At 40.7% G+C, this 24,548-nt stretch carries 18 protein-coding genes, 3 tRNA genes and 1 pseudogene; 4 read left to right on the top strand and 18 right to left on the bottom strand.

What is annotated here, in order from left to right; all coding sequences use genetic code 11:
• Positions 1 to 454: 454 nt before the first annotated feature.
• Positions 455 to 1,648: an ammonium transporter gene (locus MSBRM_RS14820; RefSeq protein WP_048123504.1), complete on the bottom strand. Its 1,194-nt coding sequence runs from the start codon at positions 1,646 to 1,648 to the stop codon at positions 455 to 457.
• 10 nt (positions 1,649 to 1,658) lie between these two features.
• A complete protein-coding gene (locus tag MSBRM_RS14815; RefSeq protein WP_048121488.1) occupies positions 1,659 to 2,003 on the bottom strand; it encodes a P-II family nitrogen regulator in 345 nt (114 codons plus the stop codon).
• Positions 2,004 to 2,272: 269 nt separating this feature from the next.
• On the opposite strand from MSBRM_RS14815, the gene MSBRM_RS14810 reads away from it, so the two are divergent.
• From MSBRM_RS14810 to MSBRM_RS20605, 3 genes and pseudogenes are all read left to right on the top strand, one after another.
• Positions 2,273 to 3,154 (top strand): class I SAM-dependent methyltransferase, encoded by an 882-nt coding sequence (locus MSBRM_RS14810; protein ID WP_048121486.1) that lies wholly within the window; start codon positions 2,273 to 2,275, stop codon positions 3,152 to 3,154.
• A gap of 449 nt (positions 3,155 to 3,603) precedes the next feature.
• Entirely contained in the window at positions 3,604 to 4,266 is a 663-nt protein-coding gene (locus MSBRM_RS14805) for a metal-dependent hydrolase (protein WP_069575376.1), read from the top strand.
• Between the two features lie 400 nt (positions 4,267 to 4,666).
• Positions 4,667 to 5,078: pseudogene (locus MSBRM_RS20605) on the top strand (transposase); the annotation flags it as partial.
• A gap of 433 nt (positions 5,079 to 5,511) precedes the next feature.
• Here MSBRM_RS20605 and MSBRM_RS14795 read toward each other — a convergent pair.
• From MSBRM_RS14795 to nifH, 9 genes are all read right to left on the bottom strand, one after another.
• A complete protein-coding gene (locus MSBRM_RS14795) occupies positions 5,512 to 6,948 on the bottom strand; it encodes a YVTN family beta-propeller repeat protein (RefSeq protein ID WP_048156201.1) in 1,437 nt (478 codons plus the stop codon).
• A 185-nt stretch (positions 6,949 to 7,133) separates the two neighbouring features.
• Positions 7,134 to 8,369 (bottom strand): C39 family peptidase, encoded by a 1,236-nt coding sequence (locus MSBRM_RS14790; RefSeq protein ID WP_048156199.1) that lies wholly within the window; start codon positions 8,367 to 8,369, stop codon positions 7,134 to 7,136.
• Between the two features lie 1,127 nt (positions 8,370 to 9,496).
• Entirely contained in the window at positions 9,497 to 10,930 is a 1,434-nt protein-coding gene (locus tag MSBRM_RS14785) for a nitrogenase component 1 (protein ID WP_048121478.1), read from the bottom strand.
• Positions 10,931 to 10,942: 12 nt separating this feature from the next.
• Positions 10,943 to 12,499, bottom strand: a complete 1,557-nt coding sequence (gene nifE / locus MSBRM_RS14780) for a nitrogenase iron-molybdenum cofactor biosynthesis protein NifE (RefSeq protein WP_048121476.1) — start codon at positions 12,497 to 12,499, stop codon at positions 10,943 to 10,945.
• 82 nt (positions 12,500 to 12,581) lie between these two features.
• Positions 12,582 to 13,952, bottom strand: coding sequence for a nitrogenase molybdenum-iron protein subunit beta (gene nifK / locus MSBRM_RS14775; RefSeq protein ID WP_048121474.1), 1,371 nt, complete (start codon positions 13,950 to 13,952; stop codon positions 12,582 to 12,584).
• Positions 13,953 to 13,963: 11 nt separating this feature from the next.
• Positions 13,964 to 15,562 (bottom strand): nitrogenase molybdenum-iron protein alpha chain, encoded by a 1,599-nt coding sequence (nifD, locus tag MSBRM_RS14770; protein WP_048156197.1) that lies wholly within the window; start codon positions 15,560 to 15,562, stop codon positions 13,964 to 13,966.
• Positions 15,562 to 15,939: a P-II family nitrogen regulator gene (locus MSBRM_RS14765; protein ID WP_048118829.1), complete on the bottom strand. Its 378-nt coding sequence runs from the start codon at positions 15,937 to 15,939 to the stop codon at positions 15,562 to 15,564. The genes nifD and MSBRM_RS14765 overlap by 1 nt, the downstream gene beginning before the upstream one ends.
• A 25-nt stretch (positions 15,940 to 15,964) precedes the next feature.
• Positions 15,965 to 16,282 (bottom strand): P-II family nitrogen regulator, encoded by a 318-nt coding sequence (locus MSBRM_RS14760; RefSeq protein WP_048121468.1) that lies wholly within the window; start codon positions 16,280 to 16,282, stop codon positions 15,965 to 15,967.
• Positions 16,283 to 16,338: 56 nt separating this feature from the next.
• Entirely contained in the window at positions 16,339 to 17,160 is an 822-nt protein-coding gene (nifH, locus tag MSBRM_RS14755; RefSeq protein ID WP_048121466.1) for a nitrogenase iron protein, read from the bottom strand.
• Between the two features lie 194 nt (positions 17,161 to 17,354).
• On the opposite strand from nifH, the gene MSBRM_RS14750 reads away from it, so the two are divergent.
• Positions 17,355 to 18,545: a geranylgeranyl reductase family protein gene (locus MSBRM_RS14750; protein ID WP_048121464.1), complete on the top strand. Its 1,191-nt coding sequence runs from the start codon at positions 17,355 to 17,357 to the stop codon at positions 18,543 to 18,545.
• A 232-nt stretch (positions 18,546 to 18,777) separates the two neighbouring features.
• Here the strand turns inward: MSBRM_RS14750 and MSBRM_RS14745 are convergent, their stop codons facing one another.
• From MSBRM_RS14745 to MSBRM_RS14715, 7 genes are all read right to left on the bottom strand, one after another.
• Positions 18,778 to 19,146, bottom strand: a complete 369-nt coding sequence (locus MSBRM_RS14745; protein WP_338041670.1) for a tetratricopeptide repeat protein — start codon at positions 19,144 to 19,146, stop codon at positions 18,778 to 18,780.
• Positions 19,147 to 19,397: 251 nt separating this feature from the next.
• Positions 19,398 to 20,303 (bottom strand): hypothetical protein, encoded by a 906-nt coding sequence (locus MSBRM_RS14740; protein ID WP_048121460.1) that lies wholly within the window; start codon positions 20,301 to 20,303, stop codon positions 19,398 to 19,400.
• Positions 20,304 to 20,616: 313 nt separating this feature from the next.
• Entirely contained in the window at positions 20,617 to 22,050 is a 1,434-nt protein-coding gene (gene pyk / locus MSBRM_RS14735) for a pyruvate kinase (protein ID WP_048123500.1), read from the bottom strand.
• A gap of 88 nt (positions 22,051 to 22,138) precedes the next feature.
• Positions 22,139 to 23,062 (bottom strand): beta/alpha barrel domain-containing protein, encoded by a 924-nt coding sequence (locus MSBRM_RS14730; RefSeq protein ID WP_048121458.1) that lies wholly within the window; start codon positions 23,060 to 23,062, stop codon positions 22,139 to 22,141.
• A gap of 566 nt (positions 23,063 to 23,628) precedes the next feature.
• A tRNA-Asn gene (locus MSBRM_RS14725) sits at positions 23,629 to 23,701 on the bottom strand.
• A gap of 71 nt (positions 23,702 to 23,772) precedes the next feature.
• A tRNA-Ile gene (locus MSBRM_RS14720) sits at positions 23,773 to 23,847 on the bottom strand.
• 117 nt (positions 23,848 to 23,964) lie between these two features.
• Positions 23,965 to 24,037: transfer RNA gene (locus MSBRM_RS14715), tRNA-Asn, on the bottom strand.
• Positions 24,038 to 24,548: the final 511 nt, after the last annotated feature.

Genomic DNA, 24,548 nt, shown 5'->3' with positions numbered 1-24,548 from the left:
AATAACTAGGAAATCTCAAAGATCTTACCTTTTTCCTAGTTTCTTGTACATATAAATTTCCATTTCAGATTACACAAAATTGAATTTTCATGTAATTCTGCGAGAAATCATGATTAAATACGGGATTTATCATCACGATTAAAGATGGGATTTATCATTGCGGAAAAGCAAGAAAACAAGTAATTCAAAACAAAAATGTATGGGATGATGACAAACTATCTGGGATGATAACAAAAGAAAACGGCAGTTTCATGTAAACACTACTCCATCCATGAAACTGAGTTTTCTTCAAAAATCATGTTTTTGAATTCATGTCTTGTTTTTGCATTCCTTTACTTTCATCTTTAGGGTCTTACTCTTGATTGTATGCTTGTATAGATTTTTTCCTAATGTTCAAGATCACGGAAAAATTAAAAAAGTACAGTAAATTTTTGCCTGTACTCACAGTCTGTACTCAAATGTTATATGCAACTTCGCCATGCTGTGTTTTGTCAAGTCCTATGTTTTCTTCACTTTCGCTGACTTTAAGCCCTATAGTCTTGTTAAGTATGAATCCAATAAGGAGAGTCCCGGCAGCTGCATAAACAATTGTGACGACAACGCCTTGAAGCTGGATTAACATTTGGCTGGAATTTCCAAGCAAGAGGCCAGTTCCTCCTACACTTGCAAATACGCCTACTAGAAGTGCACCTACTATTCCACCTACACCATGTACTCCAAAGGCATCCAGCGAGTCATCATATCCAAGTCTTTCTTTGAGTCCTACAGCGTTGTAGCATACGAAACTTGTGATCGCACCTATAGGAATTGCTGCCATTGGTGTGACAAAGCCTGCACTTGGAGTTATTGCGACAAGTCCGGCTAGAATCCCTGTTGCAAATCCCAGAGCAGTTGGATACCCTAAGTGATGCCATTCAAGGGCCATCCAGACAAATCCTGCAGCTGCTGGAGCTACAAGCGTTGTAATGAATGCAAGGGATGCAATCTCGTTTGCAGCAAGTGAAGAACCTGCGTTAAACCCGAACCATCCGAACCAGAGAAGGCCGGTTCCAAGAAGCGTCAAAGTAACATTATGTGGTTTTAGTGGATCTACTCCAAAACCGCGTCTTTTGCCAAGGTATGTCAAAATTGCAAGTGAGGAGATACCTGAAGTTATGTGCACAACTGTACCGCCTGCAAAATCAAGAGCTTCCCCAGTTAGGAACCCACCGCCCCAGACCCAGTGGCAGACAGGTGCATATACGATAAGTCCCCATAGTGCAATGAATGCAATATAAGATTTAAACTTCACACGTCCTACAATTGCACCTGAAATCAGAGCAGGTGTAATTATTGCAAACATTCCCTGAAACGCAACATATGCATAAGTCGGAATTGTGCCAGTCACTGAATATACATCTATCCCTTTCAGGAATACATGTCCAAGGCCGCCTACAAACCAGTTGCCATCTGCAAATGCAAGCGAGTAACCTATCAATACCCATTCCAGAGCCATGACGCCCATCGCAACAAATGAATGCATCATGCTGCTCAGAACGTTTTTACGCTGGACAAGCCCACCATAGAACAGTGCAAGTCCGGGAAGCATTAACAATACAAGTGCAGACGAGATTAGTACCCATACAGTGTCTGCTGCTTCAATAGCCATACTCATTCCCTCATAGAGCATCTGGTCCGGTTTCGTTTGTCCGAATCCGCATTACATTCTCTAAAGGAAGCACAAATATCTTGCCGCTTCCGATGTAACCGTCCTTGCCTTTTGCTCCGGTTTTTATGGCTTCAATAACCGATTGCAGAAACTGATCTTCCACTGCAATTTCAATCTTAACTTTTTCAAGAAGATTTGCTTCGTGTTCAGTTGCCCTGTAAATTTCTAAATGCCCCTTTTGCGCACCATAGCCGGCAACCGATGATACAGTCAGTCTATTTACTTCAAGTTTTTGAAGTTCTCGTTTGACTGCATCGAGCCTTTCCGGCCTTATCATTGCAATTATGTATTTCATCACGACCACCAATAGGTATCTTGTATCCGGTTTCTTGATATTTAAATCTGCCTATATTGCCATTGAATATTAAAGCAGTCTCATCCAAAAAAACGCTAAAGTAAATTGGGTCTTTCTCCAATTAAGGAATCTATTTTCAGTTTTTCGATTCCCTATCTTGTTACTGTATTTTAAAAATAGGAATTCTGGTTATCTGGTGTGAGTTCCTTTTCCTGTTTTCAAATATTCCTGTCAGAGAGCTTTTATTTAGTAAAAGCAAATTTAGAGATATGTTCGGAGAAATTGGAAGTGTAAAAAGCGAGGCTGATGAGACTTCTCTGCAAATTCTTTCCCTTTTCAGAGACAGTATCAGTGAAATTTGCCTGAATGAACCTGAATCCATGTCAGATTATTTCAAGCCGGAGTATTCTCATTATATCATAGTCCATACTCCCCTGAATATTCAGTTCCCTGAGAACAGGGAAGAATGGAATATGCGTTTTTGCAGGGATGTCGGAGTTTCGATTGTTGAACGTATCGTAACCGAAACTGACAGAATTTACGTAAGAGGACTTATGGCAATCAACGGATCAAAAGTCTATGCTATCCTGCCTTTTATGAAAATAGATGCAGAAAAAGCAAAGAGAGCAACGTTTCCTGAAGACCACATGGTACGCGTTCGATCAAAAGTGCTTCCTTCTGTGCTTCCTGACATAAAAGGAGAAACGATTCTCGATATCGGAAGCGGCTTTGGAAGCCTTACCATAGAGCTTGCAAGAAACAATCCTGATTCGAAGGTTTATGGAATTGATCTTCATGATTCTCTTACAGGCCAGTCGCAGATGAATGCTGATGTCCTTGGCGTGTCGAATGTGATATTCAAAACCGGAAGCGCCTATGCCCTTCCTTTTGAAGCTGGTTCAATGGATGTGGCTACCTGCTTTTTAATGCTTCACCACCTGGAAGACATTAAATTTGCTCTGTTCGAGATCAAGAGAGTGCTTAAAAATGGCGGCCTGTTGATAGCAGTTGAACCGCTTGCAGAACACCACCACCACGGGCCTCAACTCTCGGAAGCCGGATGGCAAGAGCTTTTCGAAAACGTTGGCTTCGCAGTAGAGGTTGAGAGCCAGGAAGGGGCAGCGATTATGAAAGCTGTAAAAAGAGACTAAATCTGTATAAAAAATAAATCCTATAGAGTAAGTTTAGTCACAATAACAAGTATTATGTAACTATTTAACCTATCTAAATATGTCTATTGATATTGATTCTAACGAATATAAGGTATCAGAGAAATAGTTTATGACCAATGAAAAAACACAGTCAATCGCTACCATTCCTAAAAAAGCAATTTACAGGAATTTGTCTATTGACTCTTAATAAAGATGGCTAATGATGTTGTTTTAGATAGGATAAATAGTTACAATATTAATTCAGAATAATCTCAGTATTATCTGTTATTTTTTTATCATTTATAGTCACGCCTGTAATTGTTGCAGCAAAAATCTCATTGTATCTCATTTGAGCAGTTGCATTATTTAGCCTCGTGACTATAATTAACTGATTATTTTATTCAATGCGAACATTTTTATATATTTAGTAAGGATTTCTTTGTGTTACCATGCTGCTCTTTGGACATATTGGTATTACACTTGGAATATTTTTTGTATTCTCATATATTGCACCACAGTTAAAAACTATCATAGACAAAAGGTATCTCGTTATTGGAGCTCTTCTGCCTGATTTGATAGATAAACCATTAGGACTGATTGTCTTTGCATCAACAATTTCAAATGGACGCATGATAAGCCATACATTATTATTTTCTATTACTCTCTTCCTAATAGGTTTATATTTCTATAATAAAAGAAACGATATAGTAATTATTACCCTTGCGTCAGGTTCTTTTTTCCATCTTATGGAAGATCAGATGTGGAATACTCCAAAAACCTTATTCTGGCCTCTACTTGGATGGAGTTTTCCGAAAGACGACATTTCTAATGGAATCGCATTCTTATTAATGCTATTCAAAGAATCTTTTACACTTAACTTGTCACAAGGTTTTAGTCTTGAACGCACTTTTATTCCTGAGATAATAGGAATGGCGGTAGTAGTTATTTTTACTTTAAATTGGTTAAAAAACAAGTTGAACAAAACCGTCTCTAAGGATGAGGAAATAAAAATAGAGAATGCTGAAAAACCGACTATAGAAACAACCGTGTTTTATATCATAGGTTTCCTGGTGTTTGGACTACTTTCTGTAAGAGCCATTATAGCACTGTGAGCTACCAGTGGCTAAAGCACGTTTGCTTCCTGAGTCATTCTGCCATCTAGTATCTCAACCATTTTATTATGAATCCCCTGACTAAACTCAAAATCATTTTATGCTGATGAGAAACTGTTACGTTGTGTATCATAAAATCACTTTATGCTGATGAGAAATTGTCTACGTTGTGTATCGTAATTAAGTTGCCAGAACACTAGCTAATCAATGAATCTATTGAAGGCATAAAAGGAACAAAAGAAAATGATGCAAGAGGAGAACTCATCCAAATAGCTAGTGAGAACCTTCTTGTATCATAATACGCTGGGCCTCCGTTTGTCAGGGGAATTTATCTGGTTCTGGATTTATAGATGGTCAATTTGTATCCGATTGGTATTATATATTTTAACATCATATGTTTATGGGAAAACGAGGTCCAAAACCACAATTCTTTGACGTTGCTTGTCCGAACAAAAACTGCAAGCTCTATGGTTTTACTAACCAAGGCAATATTACTGGAAATGGAACTTACATAAGTCGTGGAAAGAAAACAAGAAGATATGTTTGCCATCAATGTGGCAAAGTATTCAATGATTAACAGGTACCTTTTATCACGATCTTCGTAAAGATGAGCAAACCGTAAAGATGAGCAAACTATTGATTTATCTCTGAAAATGTCTATGAAAGGAATGAGCATTGAAGCCATTGCCGATGTTTTAGAGGTAGAATCTGCTAGTGTAAAGCGATGGTTAGCTCGTGTAGCTGAGCAATGCGATAAAGTAAATGATAGTATGATGAAAGACCTGAATGTACCCAAGATAGAAATGGACGAACAAAACGTATGTGAGTTTCTGGAAAAAGATAGTGGAAGAAAACAAAACCAAGAACATAGGACGACTCTTGGTTTGCAAAATAGTTTGAGAATGATGAATTTTTAAAAGCTGTAGATGAATGTATGGCTGAAGCTACCTGCACTGCAACCGAGGTTGCCGAGAAAGTAGGGTGCAACCCAATACTTACAAAAATAGGTTACTACAACTGGCTGACCAAGGTAAATTATGTAAAAAATTAAAAGGTAGAATATGGGGGTTCAGGGTTAAAGAAGGATGTTGAAAAATTGTTTTAACCTCTGAAATATAAAATTTTAAATTTGCTGTTTTGTTAAAGTTGACAGGGATTAGCCCTTCTTTTTTCCTAAAGAGGCGAAGCAAGGTAGAAGCAAAAAAACATTATGCCATTCAGTGGTCTGGTACTCCAAGCCCTGTATTACTTCTTCCTGAACTTCCACATTCCATAAAGACAGATCAAGCCTCCCAATAAACTAAAGCCTGGAGTAGAGTTATCTTTGCTCGAGTCATTTTCACTTGGGCTATTACCGTTATCAGACTCAAAACTATTATTGTTTGAACCACTGAATTTTACGGCTTTTTTTTCTTCAGGTGATGATAAGTTAGGTTCTTCAACTCCTATACCTTCAGTTGTATTGGAGGTTGCCCCTGTGCTTTGTGCAGTCATATTAGAATCCATAAAAGGAACAATTACAACTCCGGTAGGATAGATTCCTGCATTCACAGTAGCCGTAACGTTATTTGTGGTTGTGTCAATTACAGAGACATTGTCGCTGTCAGCGTTTGCCACATATACCTTTTTTCCGTCCGGTGTGACTGCAATTCCCATGGGCCATTCTCCTACAGGCACTCTGGCTGTAACGGTGTTTGTTTTTGTATTAATTACAGTGACACTTTTATTGTAAAAGTTTCCTAAATATACCTTACTTCCATCTGGACTGATTACAATTTCACGAGAAAAAGTTCCTACAGGCACGGTGGCTATTACAGTATCCGTGGCTGTATCAATTACAGAGACAGTATTGTTGTTAGCTACATATACTTTATTTCCATCAGAAGTAGCTGCAACACGATGAGGCGAGTCTCCTACAGGCACTGTCGCTGTAACATTATCCGTGGCTGTGTCAATTACAGACACAGTGCTGCTGTTATAGTTAGATACGTATACCTTTTTTCCGTCCGGTGTGACTAGAACTTCATAAGGACTGTCTCCTACAGATACATTGGCTGTAACTTTGTTTGTAGCCGCATCAATTACATAAATAGTGTTGTTTCGACTGTTTACAGCATAGATTTTTTTTCCATCCGGTGTAAATGCAACATTGTAAGTACTCGGCCCCACAATAATCGGTGCCATTAAGGTGTTTGTCGCTGTGTTAATTACAGAGATATCGGTGTAATCATGCTGTTTCGTCACATAAATTCTTGTTCCTGCAGGGTTAACTGTAATTTCCGAAGGATAGCTACTTCCGATATTCACTTTGGCACTAACCATATTTGTGGCCGTGTCAATTACATAAACATTGGAGACGTCCATAGGTGAGTCCACCACATATACCTTTGTTCCTGCAGGGCTGACTGCAACTCCTACAGGCCACCCATCGCCGAGAGGCACTCTGGCTGTAACATTGTTAGTTGCTGTGTCAATTACAGCGACATTAGGAGTCGGGAGAGTACCATTATAATTCGTATCGTAATAATAACCTCTCAGATTATAATCCCCCATATTTGTCACATATGCAAATGGAGCCGTACATGCTACACCAGCCAATATTAAAATCGTAAGTGAAGCTATTCCAAAAATTTTTAGGAGAGTATGCTCTCGATATATTTTATCATATGTTATTTCTTCCATTTTAAATCCCAACTTATGGACTCATTAAAAAGCAACAACATCAGCGACTCTCTCCTGGATTTTGTTTATACCTATACCCTATAAATAAGGAGGTTTCGATAAACCCCAGTCTTTGGCTGGTTGTTATATAGGTTCATAAGCAACCGTTGAAAACCAGAAGTTTATCGAACTCCTCTGAGGAATTATTACCTTACATATATGCGTGTAGATTCTGAACTGCCGTATGTGCGTTCAAGTAATCCGGCATTACCATATGTCGAACCAACAGGCAGTGGATCATTAAGACGCAAATATGTATACCCATTTTGAGCTATATATCCTCTACAAAGTCGAAAATGACCTGGAATCATACTGAAGAATGGTCTATTGTTTTCAATTTCTGATATAGCGACACTATTAGAAAAGCTAGTAGCTATAGTTCCCGTCTTCCCCCATCGATATGTAGCCCATTTTACAATATCACCAGCTGAGAGCCCAGACGTGTATATGGAAGCAGGATTCCAACTCCACAGTCCATCACCCCTATAAATTTGATCTTGCGTAGGAATGGGGGTCGGTTTATTATAGTACTTACAAACCATTCGAATACATGCTGGACCACAAAAAACATCTCGTTCTTGCCCAATACCGTTAATATCAAGTATTTTACCTGTAAATGAACCTAGAACTATTGCATCACTACTGAGTTTTTTAATATTTTCTTCAGTAACTGCAGCATTAATATTAACTCCTTTATTAGTTGCTGCTTGTTCTGTAGATTTGGCAAGTTCATCACTTTTTTGCCATTCTTTTAAATTGTTTTCCTTTCCAGACTTCAAAATCTGGTCATACATTGACCAAACTCCAGGTTCGGTTTCAGTTGCTGGTTTATCTTCGACCTCTTCAAGGGTGTATGCATCTACAAATATCCGATGTTCAACTCCAGTAGTCTTGTCTTTTACTATGGTCATTGCACCTATACTCGGATAGCTGTATACAACCAAATTGGTTGATTTAATTTTTCCATCTGAATACTCACTTTTGGCTATTTCTATTGATTTTTTCATGACTTCCGCCGATTTATAAGGTTTAGGATCAAATTTAATATCGTAGATAGAAGGTCCCAACGTTTTATCGGCACAAACGTCGATTGTACCTGTTAATTTATTTTCTTTATATACTGAGAATTGATAAAATAATTTTTTACCGTTTATGTCATAAAGCTCAATTGGTTTGGGATTAATAGACGCCCCTGTCCAATTTTCAAAGCCTGGTGTATTAGCTGCTATAAAACTTATCATGTTTGCATTAGCATGTTTAAAAGCTTCCTCAGCAGTTACAGAATAATTATCCTCTTTCTGTGCACCTGCGGCCGGTATCAACGCCATACCAATCAGCATTACCAAAACAAGTATACTTATTCCAATTCTATTACGTTTCATATTTATCCTCCTTATTACCCTAGGAGGCAGAATCAGGCAAGCTTAAATATTCGCACAGCTAAACATGATAACTGCCTCATAGGGCATGTTTTGTGGGGTTTGAGTTCCCTGGCAAGTACTTTCAAACTCCATAAACTTCTCTTTCTTAACTCCTTATAAGTTTTATGTCCACTCTCTCTAACAATGCAATTTTCAAGCGGATTTTGAGTCTGGATTATTTTCCAATATTTTTACTGTTTAATGATTTGGCCATAAATTATTTATTTGAGTACATGTCTTAACCCATATTCAAAAATAAGTATAAAAGAAAACATTACTCAATATTAATGTATAAAAGTCTTATTTAAGTTAATAACTAATAAATATGGACTTATTTATCTATAAATTATCCAAATCTGCCTATACTGGTGTAATCAATTAGAGAGTTCGAAAGACGGGAACTTACTGTATTGTGCATGCACTGAGTCAAATTGTTTTAACATCTAAAATCTAAAAAATTTAAATTTGTCGTTTTGTTGAAGTTTACGGGCTGTATCTCGCCATTAAAATGAAGGAGATTTAGCTCTTCTTTTTTCCAAAAATACCGAACTTGCAGATGAAAAATTTTCTGCAATTAAATTTAATATTGAGTCTATCCAAAAACCGTCATAATGTCAAAATGGCAGTTTTAGTGTTGCTGTCCATAGTGGATTAGATAATGTTTTTGGATAGGCTCATTTGATATCTTAAGACCTCAGTAATGAAAACGTTTTCAAAGGATTGTAACAAATTTGAAAATCTGGTCTTATCCGCAGGTTATTGATTTAACCTAGAAAAAAGATGAAAAGCCATTAAGTGTTTAGCGTAGTAGTCGTTCACGCTTCAGAAAAAACTGCGAGAAAAGAAACCAAAGCAGAGAACCGCTGCAATAATTATAGTCCTTAACTTAAGTATTTGCATTTTACTTTATAACTACGAAAGGCACGGAAAGCACGGAAGAATTATACCCCTATTTTCTTTATTCTGTGTTTTCCACGCTTTCTGTGATTAATCTTTCACTTAAGATTGGTGAATAAACTTAAATTATGAAAAAGTTTAAGTTGCGAAGAAATTTTAGTTCTTGACTATAGAATCGCCGTTTTTTCCACTCATCGCAGTCCTTCAACACACTCTTCTTCGCTTCTCTTTTCGGTATATGCTGCCGGTTCTGCCTGTCTTGGAGCAGTGAAAGTATCGGTAGCTTCCAGGATCGTATTGGTGATTCTGTCCAGCAATTCCATAGCCCCTCTATAACCTATATTAAGGATGCGCTGTGCACCGACTCTGTCATGTATTGGTAGGCCGACCCTTACAAGAGGGATGTTCCGGGATTTTGCAATGTATCTCCCGTTGGAATTTCCTATAAGGATTTCTGGATTACATTGGCTGACTGCATCGTTAAAAGTGTCAAAGTCAATTCCATTCAGAACCACAGGTTCGAGTTCCGGGTTTGTTTTTTCAACTATTTGCCGGATTTTTGTTTCAAAGTCCCTGCTTTTACTTCCTGTAGCTATCAGAACCGGGTTTATCCCGAGTTCCAGCATGAAGGTTGTGAGGCTAAATACAAAATCAGGATCTCCATAAACAGCGGCTTTTACCCCGTACAGGTACTTGTGCACGTCAACCATAGCATCGAGGAGCCTACCTCTTTCTTTCTGATATTTTTCAGGTATGGGACATCCAATAATCTTTACCAGCTCAGTGAAGAAAATGTCAGTATTTGAAAGCCCTATTGGGATTGGAACATCGTATCCGTGCACGCCATATGATTCTTCCAGATATTTAACTGCTAAGTTCTTACTAACCGTACCCAGGCCCAGGCTTGCTCGACTGTTTGGCATGTCAGCAATTTCGGAAAGTGGGGTACCACCCGGTGCAATTTTTGGGAGATCTTCTCTCAGCGGAGCGTCAAAAGTTTCGGAAATATCAGGCAGGAAAATATAATCTCCAGCCATAACATCAAAGATCTCTTTGAGTTCACGTACATCAGCAGGGGATAGACTTTCAACAGGGATGACGTTAAGCTTTCCATTTGGAATTTTTACGGTTTTTTCTTCTTCAGTTTTTTCCGTAAATTTCCTGACAACTGCGTCTAAAGCTTTTATATATCCGCTTACGTGGCTTTCCCCATAGCTAGGAGTTGAAACCGGAATAATTATAATATCTTTTTCAGGGTCGTCTCCGATCTCTTGTTCTTCTTTAAACTCACGGATAATTGCAGGTACATCGTCCCCAATTGTTTCGGCAAGGCAGGTCGTAGCAACTCCGATTACTTTCGGATTGTACCTGTTAATCACGTTTCTCAATCCTTTTTTCAGGTTTTCCCTGCCTCCGTATACTGCTCCTTTTTCACTTAGCGAGCTTGATGCGATATCCACAGGTTCCCTGAAGTGGTGGGCAAGAAGCAGACGCATATAGGTGCTGCAGCCCTGAGAACCGTGGTAAAGAACCATAGTATTCTCAATTCCCTTGAAAGCAAGGGCACTTCCCATAGGCTGGCACATAACACAGGGGTTCACAGTTGCATAGTTTCTTTTCGTCATCTCAATGCCTCCTCATACCTGACTCTCAACTGCAGCCTCGGATTTCTGGTGCAAAAGTTCAGGTTTCAGGAGTATGCCTTTACACTCTTTTGCGTAATTTTCTCCAGAAGTCATGTCTTTTACTGCTGCTTTCTCTATTTTACCTAATTTCTGTTCTGATCCCACTATTTCGGGTATCAGGATCCGCTGTCTGACAGCTTTCCAGACAGGGCTGCTGATGGAAGCGTCCACTTCTCGTGCAAAGTTTACAAAGCCATCAAAACCTTCGAACTCCACCACCCTGTCGTGGTTGAAGTCACAGAAAGCAATTCCAAGTTTGTATGCAATAAATCTCTCCTTTACGCCTGCAACCATCAGGTCAGCTTTCTGTCTAATGAGCAGTTCGGCAAGTTCAAGGGGGTTTGCATCGTCAACAATAACCGTCCCATCCCTGACCGAATAACTGATCTGCTCGTAATCCTCTTTTTTCCCGGTCTGGGTTCCGATAATAACGACTTCCATACCAAGTTCGTCAAAACCTTTGATAAGCGTGAGAGCTTTTGCAGGTCCACCCATGTAAATGGCGGCCTTCTTTCCTTTGACCTTTTCCCTGACCCTGGAAATTTCAGGCATTATACGGTTTATTTCAGTTTCCAGGATTTGTTCTGCCCGCTTTTTTATCTCCTCGGAACCAAAGTAATCCGCAGTTCTTCGCAAGGCTAAGGAGATATCTTCAATTCCGAAGAAACTTGCGTTTAAGTAGGGAATTCCATATTCCGCTTGCATCCACTTTGCAAGATAGGTCATGGACCCACTGCACTGGACAAGGTTAAGGTCAGCTTCAGCTGCTCTTGATATGGCTTTTGCAGTTGAGTCTCCTGTCATTGAGACTATAACCTCAATTCCCATCTGCTCAAAGAGAGGCTTTACGAGCCAGACATCTCCGGCTACGTTAAAGTCCCCTAAAATGTTAATCTTCGGCTTTATGGTTTCAGGAACTCTGGGGCCTTTCTTCTTAATTTCATCTTCGGAAGGTCTTTTGATCAACCTTTTTAAGGCGTCACAGGCAGCTTTGTATCCGTCGGACTTATTGCCTTTGAAGCCTTCGGATTTTACAGGAATTACATGGATGTTGTGTTTCTGGCTTGCAGTCTTGCACACGGACTCCAGATCATCTCCAATGATTCCAACTATGCACGTGGAATAAACGAAAATAACAGGAGGGTGGTAGAGCTCCACCAGTTCATCAATAGCATTTGAAAGCTTTTTCTCTCCTCCGAAGACTACATCGATCTCTTTCATATCCGTGCTAAAGCTGGTGCGGTTTGTTTCAATCCCGCTGGACTTTGCACCTCTTATGTCCCAGGTATAGCCTGCACAGCCGATTGGGCCGTGGACCAGGTGAACAGCATCGGTTACAGGGTTTAAGACAACCCTGGCTCCCGAATAAACACAGGCTCGCTGGCTGATAGCTCCTGCAAGAGAGTTATTATCACAGGCAAGAGGAATTTCCTGCCCTTTTTCTTGTTTTCTGGTAATATATGGCTTCCTTTCTTCGAGAGTATCCACTATTCCAATTTTCTCCTTCATTTCCTTCACTCCCCTCTGCTTTGGTTTTCAGGTTTGCAGCGGCAGTTTACCAGTTATTCTGTTAATTTTTTGAAAATATGATTTACTGGATGGTTTCAAGCAACCAGTCTGGAGCATCCCTGTCTTTCCTGTCAAGAAGGGTATTTCCTATACGCTCTACAAGTCTTGCAGCTCCTGCGTATCCCATGATTGGGAAGTAATGCAGGTTTGCCCTGTCCATAATCGGGAACCCTACCCTGACCAGGGGTACATCCTCTGCCCTTGATATGAATTTCCCATAGGTGTTGCCTATAAGAAGATCAACAGGTTTTCTCTTGATTATCTGGTGAAGGGTAAACATGTCACCTCCGGAAATTACATCAGCTTCGGGGTGCTCCGGACCTATGAGTCCTTCTACTTCTTTTTCAAACTCCGAACTCTTGGTTCCTGTAAGTACTACAACAGGCTCCATGCCCATTTCCATCACAAGACTGGTCAAGCCTGTAAGGATATCAGGATCTCCGTAAATAGCTACCTTTTTTCCGTGATAGTGTGGATGTGCATCGGTCATCATATCCACAAGCCTTCCTCTTTCATCTTCAAGCTCGGGAGGAATTGCTACATTAGCAAGTTTTGCCGCGTTCATTACGAAACGGTCGGTATTCCTGATTCCTATGGGAGTAGGCCCTATTTTTGCCGGGACTTTGTAGCGGCCTTCAAGGATCTTTGCAGCTGAGCCTCCTGCCATCCTGCAGAGAGCAATAGTTCCAACTGAGTTTGCAGAATCCTCTATATCTCCTATAGGAGTCCCACCTTTTGGATACATTCCAGGTTCGCCGGTCAGAGGAGCATCAAAGACATCAGTCGTATCGGGAAACACAATGCTGGAAATTCCCATTATTGAGAGTATGCGTTTTATTTCCCGTATGTCCCCAGGTTCTACAAAACCGGGGATTATGTTTAGTTTCCCGTTTGGTTTGCTCTTTTTAGTAAAGGTGGTTACAAAGGACTTTACCATATTGTCATAGCCGGTAATATGGGTGCCCACGTAACTAGGAGTAGAAGCTGCACAGATCTTAATAGAAGGATCTATGAGTTCTTCGGCCTCTACATCTTCTAAGATGACCCCTACGTCGTCACCTATTGTTTCTGCGACGCAAGTAGTATGGATGGCGATTACTTCAGGTTTGTATATTGTAGTCAGGTTTACGAGGGCTTCCTTAAGGTTTGCAGCGCCTCCGAATACGGCAGTTCCTTCCGAAAAACTGCTGGTAGTTGCCAGGGCAGCTTCTCGGTAGTGCCTGCTTAAGCACATACGCAGATAGGAGAGGCATCCCTGGGATCCGTGACTGTGCGGCATGCAGTTGTGTACACCAAGAGCTGCATAGACTGCGCCTATTGGTTGGCAGGTTTTTGCAGGGTTAATGGTTACTGCTTCTCTGGTTACTTCTTCACATGGGGTATAGTCTAACATTTTTCTCCCTCTTATTCTACATCTTCTGCTTTCCAGGGTGGGCGTATGAACTTCCAGGTTGGGCTGTGCAGAGCCATATCAATGTCCCTTGCAAAGTTCAAAACTCCGGAAAAGCCTGTATACCTTCCACTGTAATCGTACGAATGGATCTGTCTTGACGGGACTCCAAGTTTCTGAGCCCAGTATTTATCCTTGATTCCAGAGCAGAAAATATCCGGCTTAAGGGTCTTTACAAGGACTTCAGTCTCATGGTGATTAAGATCATCAATAACAATGGTTCCGTCTTCCGCATCCGGGAAAAGGCCTTTATAGTCCATGAGTCCAATTTTCGTTTTCAGTTCTTCAATCCTTTCAGGACTGACTGTGGGTTTGACGTTTTCATCCCTTTCGTAGTGCACATCTTCAAGAATTGATCCAAGAGCCTTTTCTTTGATCTGAGGAATTATTTGCCTGCCTTCATAGTCGTCTCTGTGAGCAAATTGATAGCCTGCAGCAATCACTTTCATGCCAAGTTCCTCAAAGAGATTTATATAGTGATGCGATCTAGAACCTCCGGCATAGATGAAGGCAGTTTTTCCCTTGAGTTTTTTCCTGTATTTTTCGATATCTTCTGCATATTTTGCTTTTTCTTCAGCAATGACTTCTTCTGTCTTCCGGGTAAGTTCCGGGTCGTCAAAGAACTCTGCCATTTTCCGCAGGGATTTTTCAGTTCCTTTCGTACCAATGTAATTTACTTTCAGCCAGGGAACACCGTATTTTTCTTCCATCATCCGGTTAGTATAGTTAATGGAACGGTGGCAAAGCAGAATACTTAGTTTTGCCTGATGAGCCTGTGAGATCCTGTGGAATGAACCGTCTCCGGTTAAACTTGAGACAATCCTGTACCCAATTTTTTCAAAAATTGGTTTGACTTCCCAGAGATCTCCTCCAATATTGTACTCTCCAAAGACGTTTATATCAAAAGGTGTTGGACTTTTAATTTCTTCAGTCCCAATGAGGTGCTCCATCAGGGCGTTGCTTGCGATGTGGTGGCCTGCCGACTGGCTAACTCCTCTATATCCTTCGCAACGGGCGGGAATTACCTTGATCCCATGCTCCTTTTCAGCTTCTCTGGCAACGGATTCAATGTCATCTCCGATAAGCCCTACAGGACAGGTTGCGCAGATAGTGATAGCTTCAGGGTGGAAAATTTTCACAACTTCGTCAATAGCTTTTTTGAGCTTTTTTTCTCCTCCAAAGACAATATCGGTTTCCTTCATGTCAGTGCATACGCAGTAATTCATGAAGTTATCTCCACCCTCTTCTGCCTTTGCAAAGTTTCGTCTGGTGCCCCAGGTATAGAATGCACAGCCTATAGGACCGTGAACGAGGTGTACCATATCCTTAATCGGCCCGAAAACCACACCCTTGGTACCTGCAAAAGCGCATCCGCGGTTTGTAAGGATGCCAGGAATTACCTTGTCGTCGGCTTCGATGTGTTGTTCAGTGGAACAATTCCTGACAACTATGTGTTTTCTTCTGTTTCTCGCAGCTTTTTCCGGGAGCACTTTTAACATATCATCGACAAGCTTTTGTTCGTCTTCAATTCTTGAATCTATTTCTGCTCCCATTATACCAGCTCCTTATTTACTGTCGCCTCTCCGCTTTCTCCAGTCCGGATACGGATTGCTTCAGTAACGTCTGAAACGAAAATCTTTCCATCTCCTGCATTTCCGGTCTGGTTAACTTCTATGATTTTCTGGACCACTTCACTTACATTTTCGTCATCCACAACGATTGTGAACATTCGTTTTGGGATGAAGCGAATACAGGTCTCAGCTTCTTTTTCCGGATCTGGCAGAGGGGGATTAAATTCATGGCAAAGCCCTCTTTGTTTCCCGCGGCCCATAACCCTTCTTACGGTAAATGAAGGAAAGCCGCATTCAAGCAGGACATCTTTAGTTCTCTGGGCTTTGTTCATCCTAATTATCGCAGTAATCTCTTTCATAGGATTTTCCTCCGAAAATCCGGCTTTAAAGTCCTGGTTTTCCAGTTCTTATGGTATAGGCTTCTTCCACAGGGGTTACGAAGATCCTACCATCTCCGTATTTTCCGGTCCTGGCGGACTCCATTATAGTCTTTATAGCCCTGTCTTTATGTTCGTCTTCTACCACCATTAGAAGCATGGTCTTCTGCAGTTCATCATAGCTGATGTCTGCTATATGGATACCTTTCTGCTTCCCTCTACCAAAGACTTCCATTTTTGTAAGGGAAATGCATCCCTCTTTTTCAAGGCACTCGATAACTTTAGTTTCCATGCCTGGCCTGATGATTGCACGTATCATCTGCATAGTTTTTAACTCCTCTCAACTCTCAAATTATAGTTATATAGTTTTAAATCCAATCATCACAGATCAACAATTCCGAATTCAACCATCATTGCTTCTAACTCTTCCATTGGGAGCGGAGTTGGAACGACAAGTTTGTCGTTGTTCTGGACGTTGTGGGCAAGAGTCAGGTATTCTTTTGCCTGGTTGGATTCGGGGTCAAAATCAATTACAGTCTTCCTGTTAATTTCTGCTCTCTGGACAATGTTGTCCCTGGGTATGAAGTGAATTAAATGACTTCCAAGTTTTTTTGCAAAAGCGTCGAGGAGTTCACGCTCTCCGTCGACATTTCTACTGTTGCAGATGATACCTCCCAGACGGGCTCCCCCTTTGGCAAACTTAGCAAGTCCTTTACATATGTTATTTGCAGCATAGATAGCCATCAATTCTCCACTGGCAACTATGTAAATCTCTTTTGCTTTTCCTTCGCGGATAGGCATAGCAAATCCACCACACACAACGTCACCAAGTACGTCGTAGAATACATAATCAAGATCATCGGTATATGCTCCTAGGTTTTCAAGTAGCCCGATAGAAGTGATAATTCCCCTGCCTGCACATCCTACACCTGGTTCAGGCCCTCCTGATTCCACACATTTTATATCGCCAAATCCCCGCTGCATAACAACATCAAGATCAACTCCTTCATCGCCTTCACTTCTAAGAGTGTCAAGTACGGTCTTCTGGTTCAGGCCACCAAGCAGCATTCTAGTAGAATCTGCTTTCGGGTCACATCCTACAAGCATAATTTTGTTGCCCATGGTCGAGAGGGACGCGGTCAGATTCTGAGTAGTGGTGGATTTTCCAATTCCACCTTTTCCGTATATTGCTATCTGTCTCATTTTTTCCTTGCTCCTTAATTTGCTCCTCGGCACAGGAAGCCGGTAACCGTTGTACTATGTATTTGTATTTATAACTTTCCATTATTCCGGTATATGGCATAATTAATTGACATTGTTCGCGAGCTTCGGGAAAGGATTAATAAACAATTCCCCATAAATTGCAAAGCTAAAATAAATGACAGGAAGACCCTTTTATGATCCCTGAAGCTTCTTATGATGTAGTCGTTGTGGGTGCAGGCCCTGCAGGTTCTACAGCCGCCATGTATGCTGCAAAGAACGGCGCCTCGGTACTTCTTCTTGATAAAAAAAGAGAAATAGGGAGCCCTATTCAGTGCGCTGGTTTCCTTCCCGATGCTTCGGAAGTCCAGGCCTTGCTCCGTGAGGCAATGCTTCCGGATACGCTGAAAAATTACCCTGATTCCTGTGTACTGCAGCGTATTGATAATCAGCGTATTTTCACTCCAAATTGCAACATAAAAGAATTCGCTGTCAGGGGTGCAGTCCTTGACCGGTGCAGGTATGACCAGTTTCTTGCCGAGCAGGCAGCAAGAGCAGGAGCTGAACTGATGATTAAAACTCGTGTAACGAAAATTGAAGGAACAACTGTTGAAACTTCAGGAGTCTTTGGGAAATACAGAATTAAAGCGAAAGCGATTATCGGAGCTGACGGTCCTAATTCCCTGGTAGCAAAATCAAAAGGGCTTGCTCTTAAGTCTGGATCAAGAGAAACCTCGGTTGCTCTCGAATACCAGATAAGGAATGTGGATATTGATCCCTCTTCCCTGGAAATGTATTTCGGAAAAGATTTTGTGCCCGGCGGCTATGCCTGGATTTTTCCCGAAGGTCAGGACCGGGCAAATATTGGAATCGGAATCCGAAGTGGTATGGCTGAAAATCGGGTCTCTGCAAAAGAATACCTGCACCGTTTTATGCGTAACCATCCGCTTGCAGGACCAAAAATAAAAAACTGCATAATCATGAATATTATTGCGGGCATTATCCCTGTAAATGGCGCTCCTGAAAGAACCGCAACTGAAAACACGCTGATTGTAGGAGACGCAGCAGGTCATATTTTTGCAACAAACGGAGGTGGAATTCCTCCTGCAATGATTGCGGGAAAAATAGCAGGAGAAACAGCCGCCGAATTTGCAGCCGGGAATTGCAGGCTTGAAGAATATGACCATCGCTGGCGAGCTCAGTTCGGATCCGCACTGGAAACATCGGTACAGGCAAGGAAGCTTATGGATGGGATTATGAAATCCGATATGCTCATGAATGCAGCTTTCAAACTTATTTCCCCTGAGCAGATGAAGGTCATGCAATGCGGGAAACTCCCAGGCCCTGTAAAACTTGGACTCCAGGCGCTAAACCGTGGAAAGAAATAATTGGAATGGAGATGCGGAGGAAAGAATAAGCTGTATGAAAAACCAGATATACGAAGAATAGGTACATGAAATAAGTAGAAATAAATGTATTTTGAAGGAAAAAAAGTAAAAATCAATCTTTATGAGGAAAAAAAGTAAAAATTAATCTTTATGAGGAAAAAACGTAATAATCAGATTTATTTAGTAAATGGCAAGTGAGGAAGAGGAATACTCAAAATTTAAGTTTCCTCCTTTACGTTTCTGTCTCTTCTGTGATTGCTTTTCCTCCTCTCTGTTCGGCTTTTGCTTCGGATACCTTTATCTTTCTTAATTCGGTTTCTGCATCTTCTTTATTGTACCTTGCTTCCGGGTAGGTAGGTCGGATCTCAAGGGCTTTGTCAAACGAGGCAATAGCTTCTTCGTACCGTCTGAGAATTATATATTCAAGTCCTCTGAGATTCCAGACTCCTGCAAAATCAGGTTTCAGCTTTAGGACCTTATCGAAATACTCAATCTTTTTTTCAGGATCAGTTTCGTTGGTCGCGAGCCTATACCATTCCTCTGCGGTCTTGCCCTCAATTTTCTTTTTGAATAATCTGTCTAGAAATCTCAATAGTATCACTCCCTAGTATTACTGCTTATTTAGAAGATTGTCTGACAGGTAGAAATAGATGATTATTCTTTTAGCTGGAGTAGCAAAAGGAGAATGAAATAAAAATCTGAATAAATATAATATGAAATGAAATAAAAGAAGGATGTCAAATCGAAACATTAGGGATGCAAAATCTAAACATAAACAGAGTCAAGCATCGGAAATAATATTGAGAATGAACATTTAAAATTAAGACATTAAAAAAGAAAAAATTTAGGAGCTTACTGTGAAAGCATTTCTGTTTCATTAAGTAAGCTTCTAAAGTTGGAAGTAATCATCATTTTGGTAATGTTTCCTGAGGTAGTTACATTGTAGGTTACTCCGCGTTCGGTAGAGTTTGCCTGAAGAGCCTTAATCTTTTCAGTGAAGTTGGATTCGGGATTAAGGTAAAGGGATGTCTGACTGTAACTGCCGTTATCCAGTTTCCTGAGATCCATGTATATCTGATCGGCCGGCATAGTGGAATTATTCGTCTTTGTGGCCAATTCCTGGTAGAGGCTTCCTTCAGGATTCGCCTGGGTCAGGAGGCTATTGTATTCGGTTGAAGCAGTTGTATTTTCTTCCAGCACGTCAATCACATCTTGCACGCTCTGGCGAGAACCAAGGATCACAGGGCTTCCGGCTACATTCCAAATATCATAAGTATTGTTTGTCCTTGCAAGGAGACTGTAGTTATCATACTGAACTGCTCCCCAGGGCATTAACATTTTCCGCTCCGGAATCTGGTGGAGTTCGAACCCTTCACCATCAGCATAACGTGCCCCATAACGTTTGGTTACGTCTGTCCCATATAGAGAGTACATCATTGTTTTATTCCCAAAGACTTGTTCAAATGGAGTTCCTGTCGTTTTCTGCAGGTCTATATATGAGGCACTTACTACCCCTTCAGGGGACATGTTTAACCCGTCGGCAATGGAGTTGAATTCATGGTGGACCTGCCTGCCAGGAATTTGAGAAAAAGCGATCGTATTATTTTCCTCTATATTTCCGGAAGAAGAAGCATTATCACTCTTATCTTTATTTAAGTTACCTGAAAAGAAGATCGCACCGGCTGACAAAAGCATTGTTAATGCCAAAAAAACAGCCAGATATCTCTGGTTTTTTGTTGCTGGGTCCTTTTGTTTCATTAATGAAACCTCATCACATAAAGTTAATTTTTCTGACAGTAGAGATCATGCACCTGATATCTAAACATGTCGACTTAAACATTCTACAGTAGAAATCATGCACTTCATATCTAAACATATCGGCTTCAACATTCTGATCGTAAAAATCACGTACTTGATATCTAAACATATCGGCTTCAACATACTGATTTGAAATTTGTTGAGATAAGAACTTTTCCTGATACTTATCTCATAAAACCAAGTATACTGAATCTCATATAGGAAATCGGGTTTAAACTAGAGTCGTCTATCACAAATGGACATGTCGTCTTTTTCACTCAAGGGTGAGAATTTTAAGCATATTTGTGCCTCCAGGTTTTCCTGAAGACGGGCCCTGGGTGAAAACAACAATGTCTCCACTTTTTACAAATCCAAGTTCTTTGGCTTTCTCAGTAGTCTCTTTTTCCCAGCTTTCAATATTTTCATTTACAGCAACAGGATAAACACCATAGGATAAAGAGAGAAAGCCGCAGGTTCTCGGGACGCGGCTGAAAGCAAGGATCCAGGTATCGGGCTTGAAGCGTGAGATCCTGCGGGGTGTTGCTCCGCTTCTTGTGGGGGTCAGTACGGCTGCAACCGGCAGTTTTTGCAGGGCTTCATGCACCTGGAGGGTTATTACCTCATCCACTGGCATCTCTCTTGCCGTTATGCCCTTGATAATAGTATCAAGTCCCCATTTTGTCCTGGAACGCCAGTCTTCTGTGGTTTTTGCAATTTTTGCCATCATTTCAACAGCTTCCACAGGATAATTACCAACTGCCGTCTCTTCCGAAAGCATAACCGCATCAGTGCCGTCAAGGATTGCGTTGGCAACATCGGTTGCCTCTGCGCGGGTAGGCCTTACATTATCAGTCATTGAAGCCAGCATTTGAGTGGCTGTAATTACCGGAATTCCAAGAAGTTTTGCACTATGGATAAGTTCCTTCTGGACTGAAGGAACTTCCTGAATCGGAATTTCAACCCCAAGGTCCCCTCTGGCAATCATAAGCGCATCGGTTTCTTTTAAAATTTCCTGAATATTTTCTACAGCTTGCCTGCGTTCAATTTTAGAAACAATATATACAGACTTTCCTCTAGCTGCAGCAAAATTCCGGACATTATGAATATCTTCCGCACTTTCTATGAAAGAAATACTGAAAGTGTCGATCCCTTCACTAAGGGCAAACTCAAGAATATTAAGATCCTTTCCCGTTATGGGATCAACCAAGATCTTTGCTCCTGGTAGATTTAGCCCTTTATGAGAATAGAGCTGCCCTCCGACAAGAACCTCACAACGCACATCTGTTCCCGAAATTTCCAGGCAGCGAAGCTGGATAAACCCGTCACTTAAGTAAATAAGGCTCCCTGGAATCACGCTTTCCGGAAGTTGCTTGTAGCTTACAGGAATGCGTGTTTCATTTCCAGTAGTTTCGGCACTCGTAAGGGTCACAGAGTTTCCTTTATGGAGCATAATCGGTTCTTTTTCCAGTTCGCCTATACGGATCTTAGGGCCTGGCAGGTCGGCGAGAATCGCAACTGTCCTGTCAAGCTTCTCTGCAACCTTGCGGACTCTCCGGATTACTTCACCATGGCTTTCGAAATTTCCGTGGGAAAAATTGATCCTTGCCACGTTCATGCCAGCAAGCACAAGTTTCCTGATCATTTCCTCGGAAGAAGAAGCAGGACCTATGGTGCAGACGATCTTTGTTTTATGATCCGGAATTTGCATATTTTCACGACCTTTAATGCCAAACCTATTATCAATACCGTCTTTGAAAATTTGTATTGATCTTCTGCAGGCTTTTCTGCAGGCTTTATTATTTACCCTTATAGATCTTAAGGGCATCTGCGACGCTTGCGTCTTCAACCGTTATTGCATAGACAGCATTACACATTCGGACAGCTTCATCAAGAGACTTCTGGTGAATGTTTCTTCCGGTTGCATTCCCCTGTGCTCCAGAAACATGAATCTGATCGTGAAGCTTTTTCAGGAAAGCTTCAGCTTCGTCACTGGAACCGCCTGCGCAAACGACCTTAGTACGCCCTGCGGCTTTGATAGCTTCCTTAAAAACCTCGGCAGACTTTGCTCCTTCTTTTTTCGGGTAATTGACTTTTACAAAGTCCGTACCAAGGCAGGCTCCGACTCCTGTTGCTCCTGCAATAAGGTGTGGGTCCTTTTCATCTTTTACAGCTTCGCCGCGTGGGTAAATCCAGAGCACGGATAACATTCCATGCTGATGAGCATCGTAAATTACTTGAGCCGCCTGAACAAGCATTTCAGCTTCGAATTCGCTGCCGAGATAGATTGTATATCCTACGCCAAGAATATTAAGCCCGCTGTTTTCCTTAAACTCAACTACCTGGTCAACATCATACCATAAGTTGCTAAAAGGATCAGTCTGCGCTGTTCCAACAAGATTGGTTTTGGAGTTTACCTTTACAAGATATGGTATGTCTCTATAGTCCATGCCGTAGCGGGAAATAAGCCCAAGCTGGGTTGCAAAAACTCCGATTTTTGACTGGGATGCTATTCTGAAAAGGTGTTCGGGATCAGCATCGTCCTCAGGGACTCCTTCGCCGTAAAAATCATCGTTCAGATGTTCTACCTTCTGATCGCCTGCAAAAAGCATCAGTTTGCCAGTTCCTCGGGTCATTTCCATATAATTATTCACGTATGTTTCACGCATTGCTTTTGGGACATCCAGAGGTATGATTACATCCTCTTTTTTAATCGAAACCATTGTATAAACCTCAGTTTTTGAATCGTAATTAGTTGGATGGTAATAATACTGTTAAAGTGTATTTATGTATTATCTATAATTCTTCTTACTACCTTATCCATTTCTGGAAATTTATAATTTTTTCCACTGAGTGTTGACAGATCATTCCAGAATCACATTTATTGACATTCTGCTGAAACTTCTGACTCACCAGGGGATTTGTAAAAATGAATTTGACAATAGACTGTGTACCATTTGACAATAGACTGTGTACCATTTGACAATAGACTGTGTACCATTTGACAATAAACTGTGTACCCAGAAAATTTAAAAATTTATCTACTAGCAGGCTAAGATAAGATGAATTCTAAGACGAGTTTAGAGAATACAAATTAGGCGAATTTAGATGAAAAAAGCTGAGCGAGTTCAGACAACATAGGCAGAAGGATGTGGGCAAAGTAAAAACCAAAAGCAGGAGCGAGTAGAATAAGTTCCAAAATCCCATATTCAAAGGGCAAAACGTAAAAATAACCAGAAAACAGTAATTATTGAAGATTATATTGAAGATTAAAAATGCAAAAATTTTACGCCGCTTGCAGGGCTCGAACCTACGACATTCTGGTTAACAGCCAGACACTCTACCAACTGAGTTAAAGCGGCTTTTCGATAGAAAAGTTATTATTTTACTCTTAAATCTTCTTATACAAGATATTCTTTAGATATATAGTTTATGGGCCTGACCGGATTTGAACCGGTGACCGCTCGGTTATGAGCCGAGCGCTCTAACCTGACTGAGCTACAGGCCCTTATTGATTCTATAATGTTGTTAGTAGTTTATAGTATATCTTAAATAATTAAGTTTTTGCATATGTCGTATCTATTCTGAAAAGAATAGTATAAGAAATAAGAAATGCAAAAATTTACGCCGCTTGCAGGGCTCGAACCTACGACATTCTGGTTAACAGCCAGACACTCTACCAACTGAGTTAAAGCGGCTCATACAATCGGATGTGGTCGTTTTACCTACCTCATCGCGAACACTCCTAAAGCGATAATATTATTTATATATTTCGCTTTGAGAGGTTTCAACAACCATTTATACGCTGAGAAATCTGACGAAGCAAGTATTTGTTAATTCAGAATAGTACCATCTGGTTAGAAATATTGTCTTCCAATCCGTTCATTTGGATCATATTCAATGCATTAATATTTAATAATATATACCACATTATCATTTTTTTAATTATCTACTTCTTGTTCTTTGCAACCGTTAATTAATATATTTATTTAATTTCCTGTTTTATATAATATTCAACTAATACTACTCAATAAATATTCTCTAACACCTGCTATATTAACGCAAGCATACTTTACCCATTACATCGATATTGATATAATTACTGTAACTTAGCTGATGCTTATTAAACTGATGTTCATTAATTGACATCCGGTATACGCTGACTAATAGAGTTAAACTGAAATACCTATCTAATAGCTGTCTAACATC

The sequence above is a fragment of the Methanosarcina barkeri MS genome, assembly GCF_000970025.1.
In the GTDB taxonomy this organism is placed as follows: Archaea; Halobacteriota; Methanosarcinia; order Methanosarcinales; family Methanosarcinaceae; genus Methanosarcina; species Methanosarcina barkeri.
Note: the sequence above shows the minus strand (reverse complement) of the source record. Positions and strands in the feature narration are given on the sequence as shown.

What these genes read in the sequence shown, in the direction of transcription:
- nifE (WP_048121476.1), bottom strand. Translation starts at nt 12,499, where the DNA reads ATGAAGGAGAAAATTGGAATAGTGGATACTCTCGAAGAAAGGAAGCCA.
- MSBRM_RS14795 (WP_048156201.1), bottom strand. Translation starts at nt 6,948, where the DNA reads ATGGAAGAAATAACATATGATAAAATATATCGAGAGCATACTCTCCTA.
- pyk (WP_048123500.1), bottom strand. Translation starts at nt 22,050, where the DNA reads ATGCAAATTCCGGATCATAAAACAAAGATCGTCTGCACCATAGGTCCT.
- MSBRM_RS14740 (WP_048121460.1), bottom strand. Translation starts at nt 20,303, where the DNA reads ATGAAACAAAAGGACCCAGCAACAAAAAACCAGAGATATCTGGCTGTT.
- nifK (WP_048121474.1), bottom strand. Translation starts at nt 13,952, where the DNA reads ATGTTAGACTATACCCCATGTGAAGAAGTAACCAGAGAAGCAGTAACC.
- MSBRM_RS14765 (WP_048118829.1), bottom strand. Translation starts at nt 15,939, where the DNA reads ATGAAAGAGATTACTGCGATAATTAGGATGAACAAAGCCCAGAGAACT.
- MSBRM_RS14785 (WP_048121478.1), bottom strand. Translation starts at nt 10,930, where the DNA reads ATGACGAAAAGAAACTATGCAACTGTGAACCCCTGTGTTATGTGCCAG.
- MSBRM_RS14820 (WP_048123504.1), bottom strand. Translation starts at nt 1,648, where the DNA reads ATGGCTATTGAAGCAGCAGACACTGTATGGGTACTAATCTCGTCTGCA.
- MSBRM_RS14750 (WP_048121464.1), top strand. Translation starts at nt 17,355, where the DNA reads ATGATCCCTGAAGCTTCTTATGATGTAGTCGTTGTGGGTGCAGGCCCT.
- MSBRM_RS14810 (WP_048121486.1), top strand. Translation starts at nt 2,273, where the DNA reads ATGTTCGGAGAAATTGGAAGTGTAAAAAGCGAGGCTGATGAGACTTCT.
- nifD (WP_048156197.1), bottom strand. Translation starts at nt 15,562, where the DNA reads ATGGGAGCAGAAATAGATTCAAGAATTGAAGACGAACAAAAGCTTGTC.
- MSBRM_RS14790 (WP_048156199.1), bottom strand. Translation starts at nt 8,369, where the DNA reads ATGAAACGTAATAGAATTGGAATAAGTATACTTGTTTTGGTAATGCTG.
- MSBRM_RS14730 (WP_048121458.1), bottom strand. Translation starts at nt 23,062, where the DNA reads ATGGTTTCGATTAAAAAAGAGGATGTAATCATACCTCTGGATGTCCCA.
- MSBRM_RS14760 (WP_048121468.1), bottom strand. Translation starts at nt 16,282, where the DNA reads ATGCAGATGATACGTGCAATCATCAGGCCAGGCATGGAAACTAAAGTT.
- MSBRM_RS14815 (WP_048121488.1), bottom strand. Translation starts at nt 2,003, where the DNA reads ATGAAATACATAATTGCAATGATAAGGCCGGAAAGGCTCGATGCAGTC.
- MSBRM_RS14805 (WP_069575376.1), top strand. Translation starts at nt 3,604, where the DNA reads ATGCTGCTCTTTGGACATATTGGTATTACACTTGGAATATTTTTTGTA.
- nifH (WP_048121466.1), bottom strand. Translation starts at nt 17,160, where the DNA reads ATGAGACAGATAGCAATATACGGAAAAGGTGGAATTGGAAAATCCACC.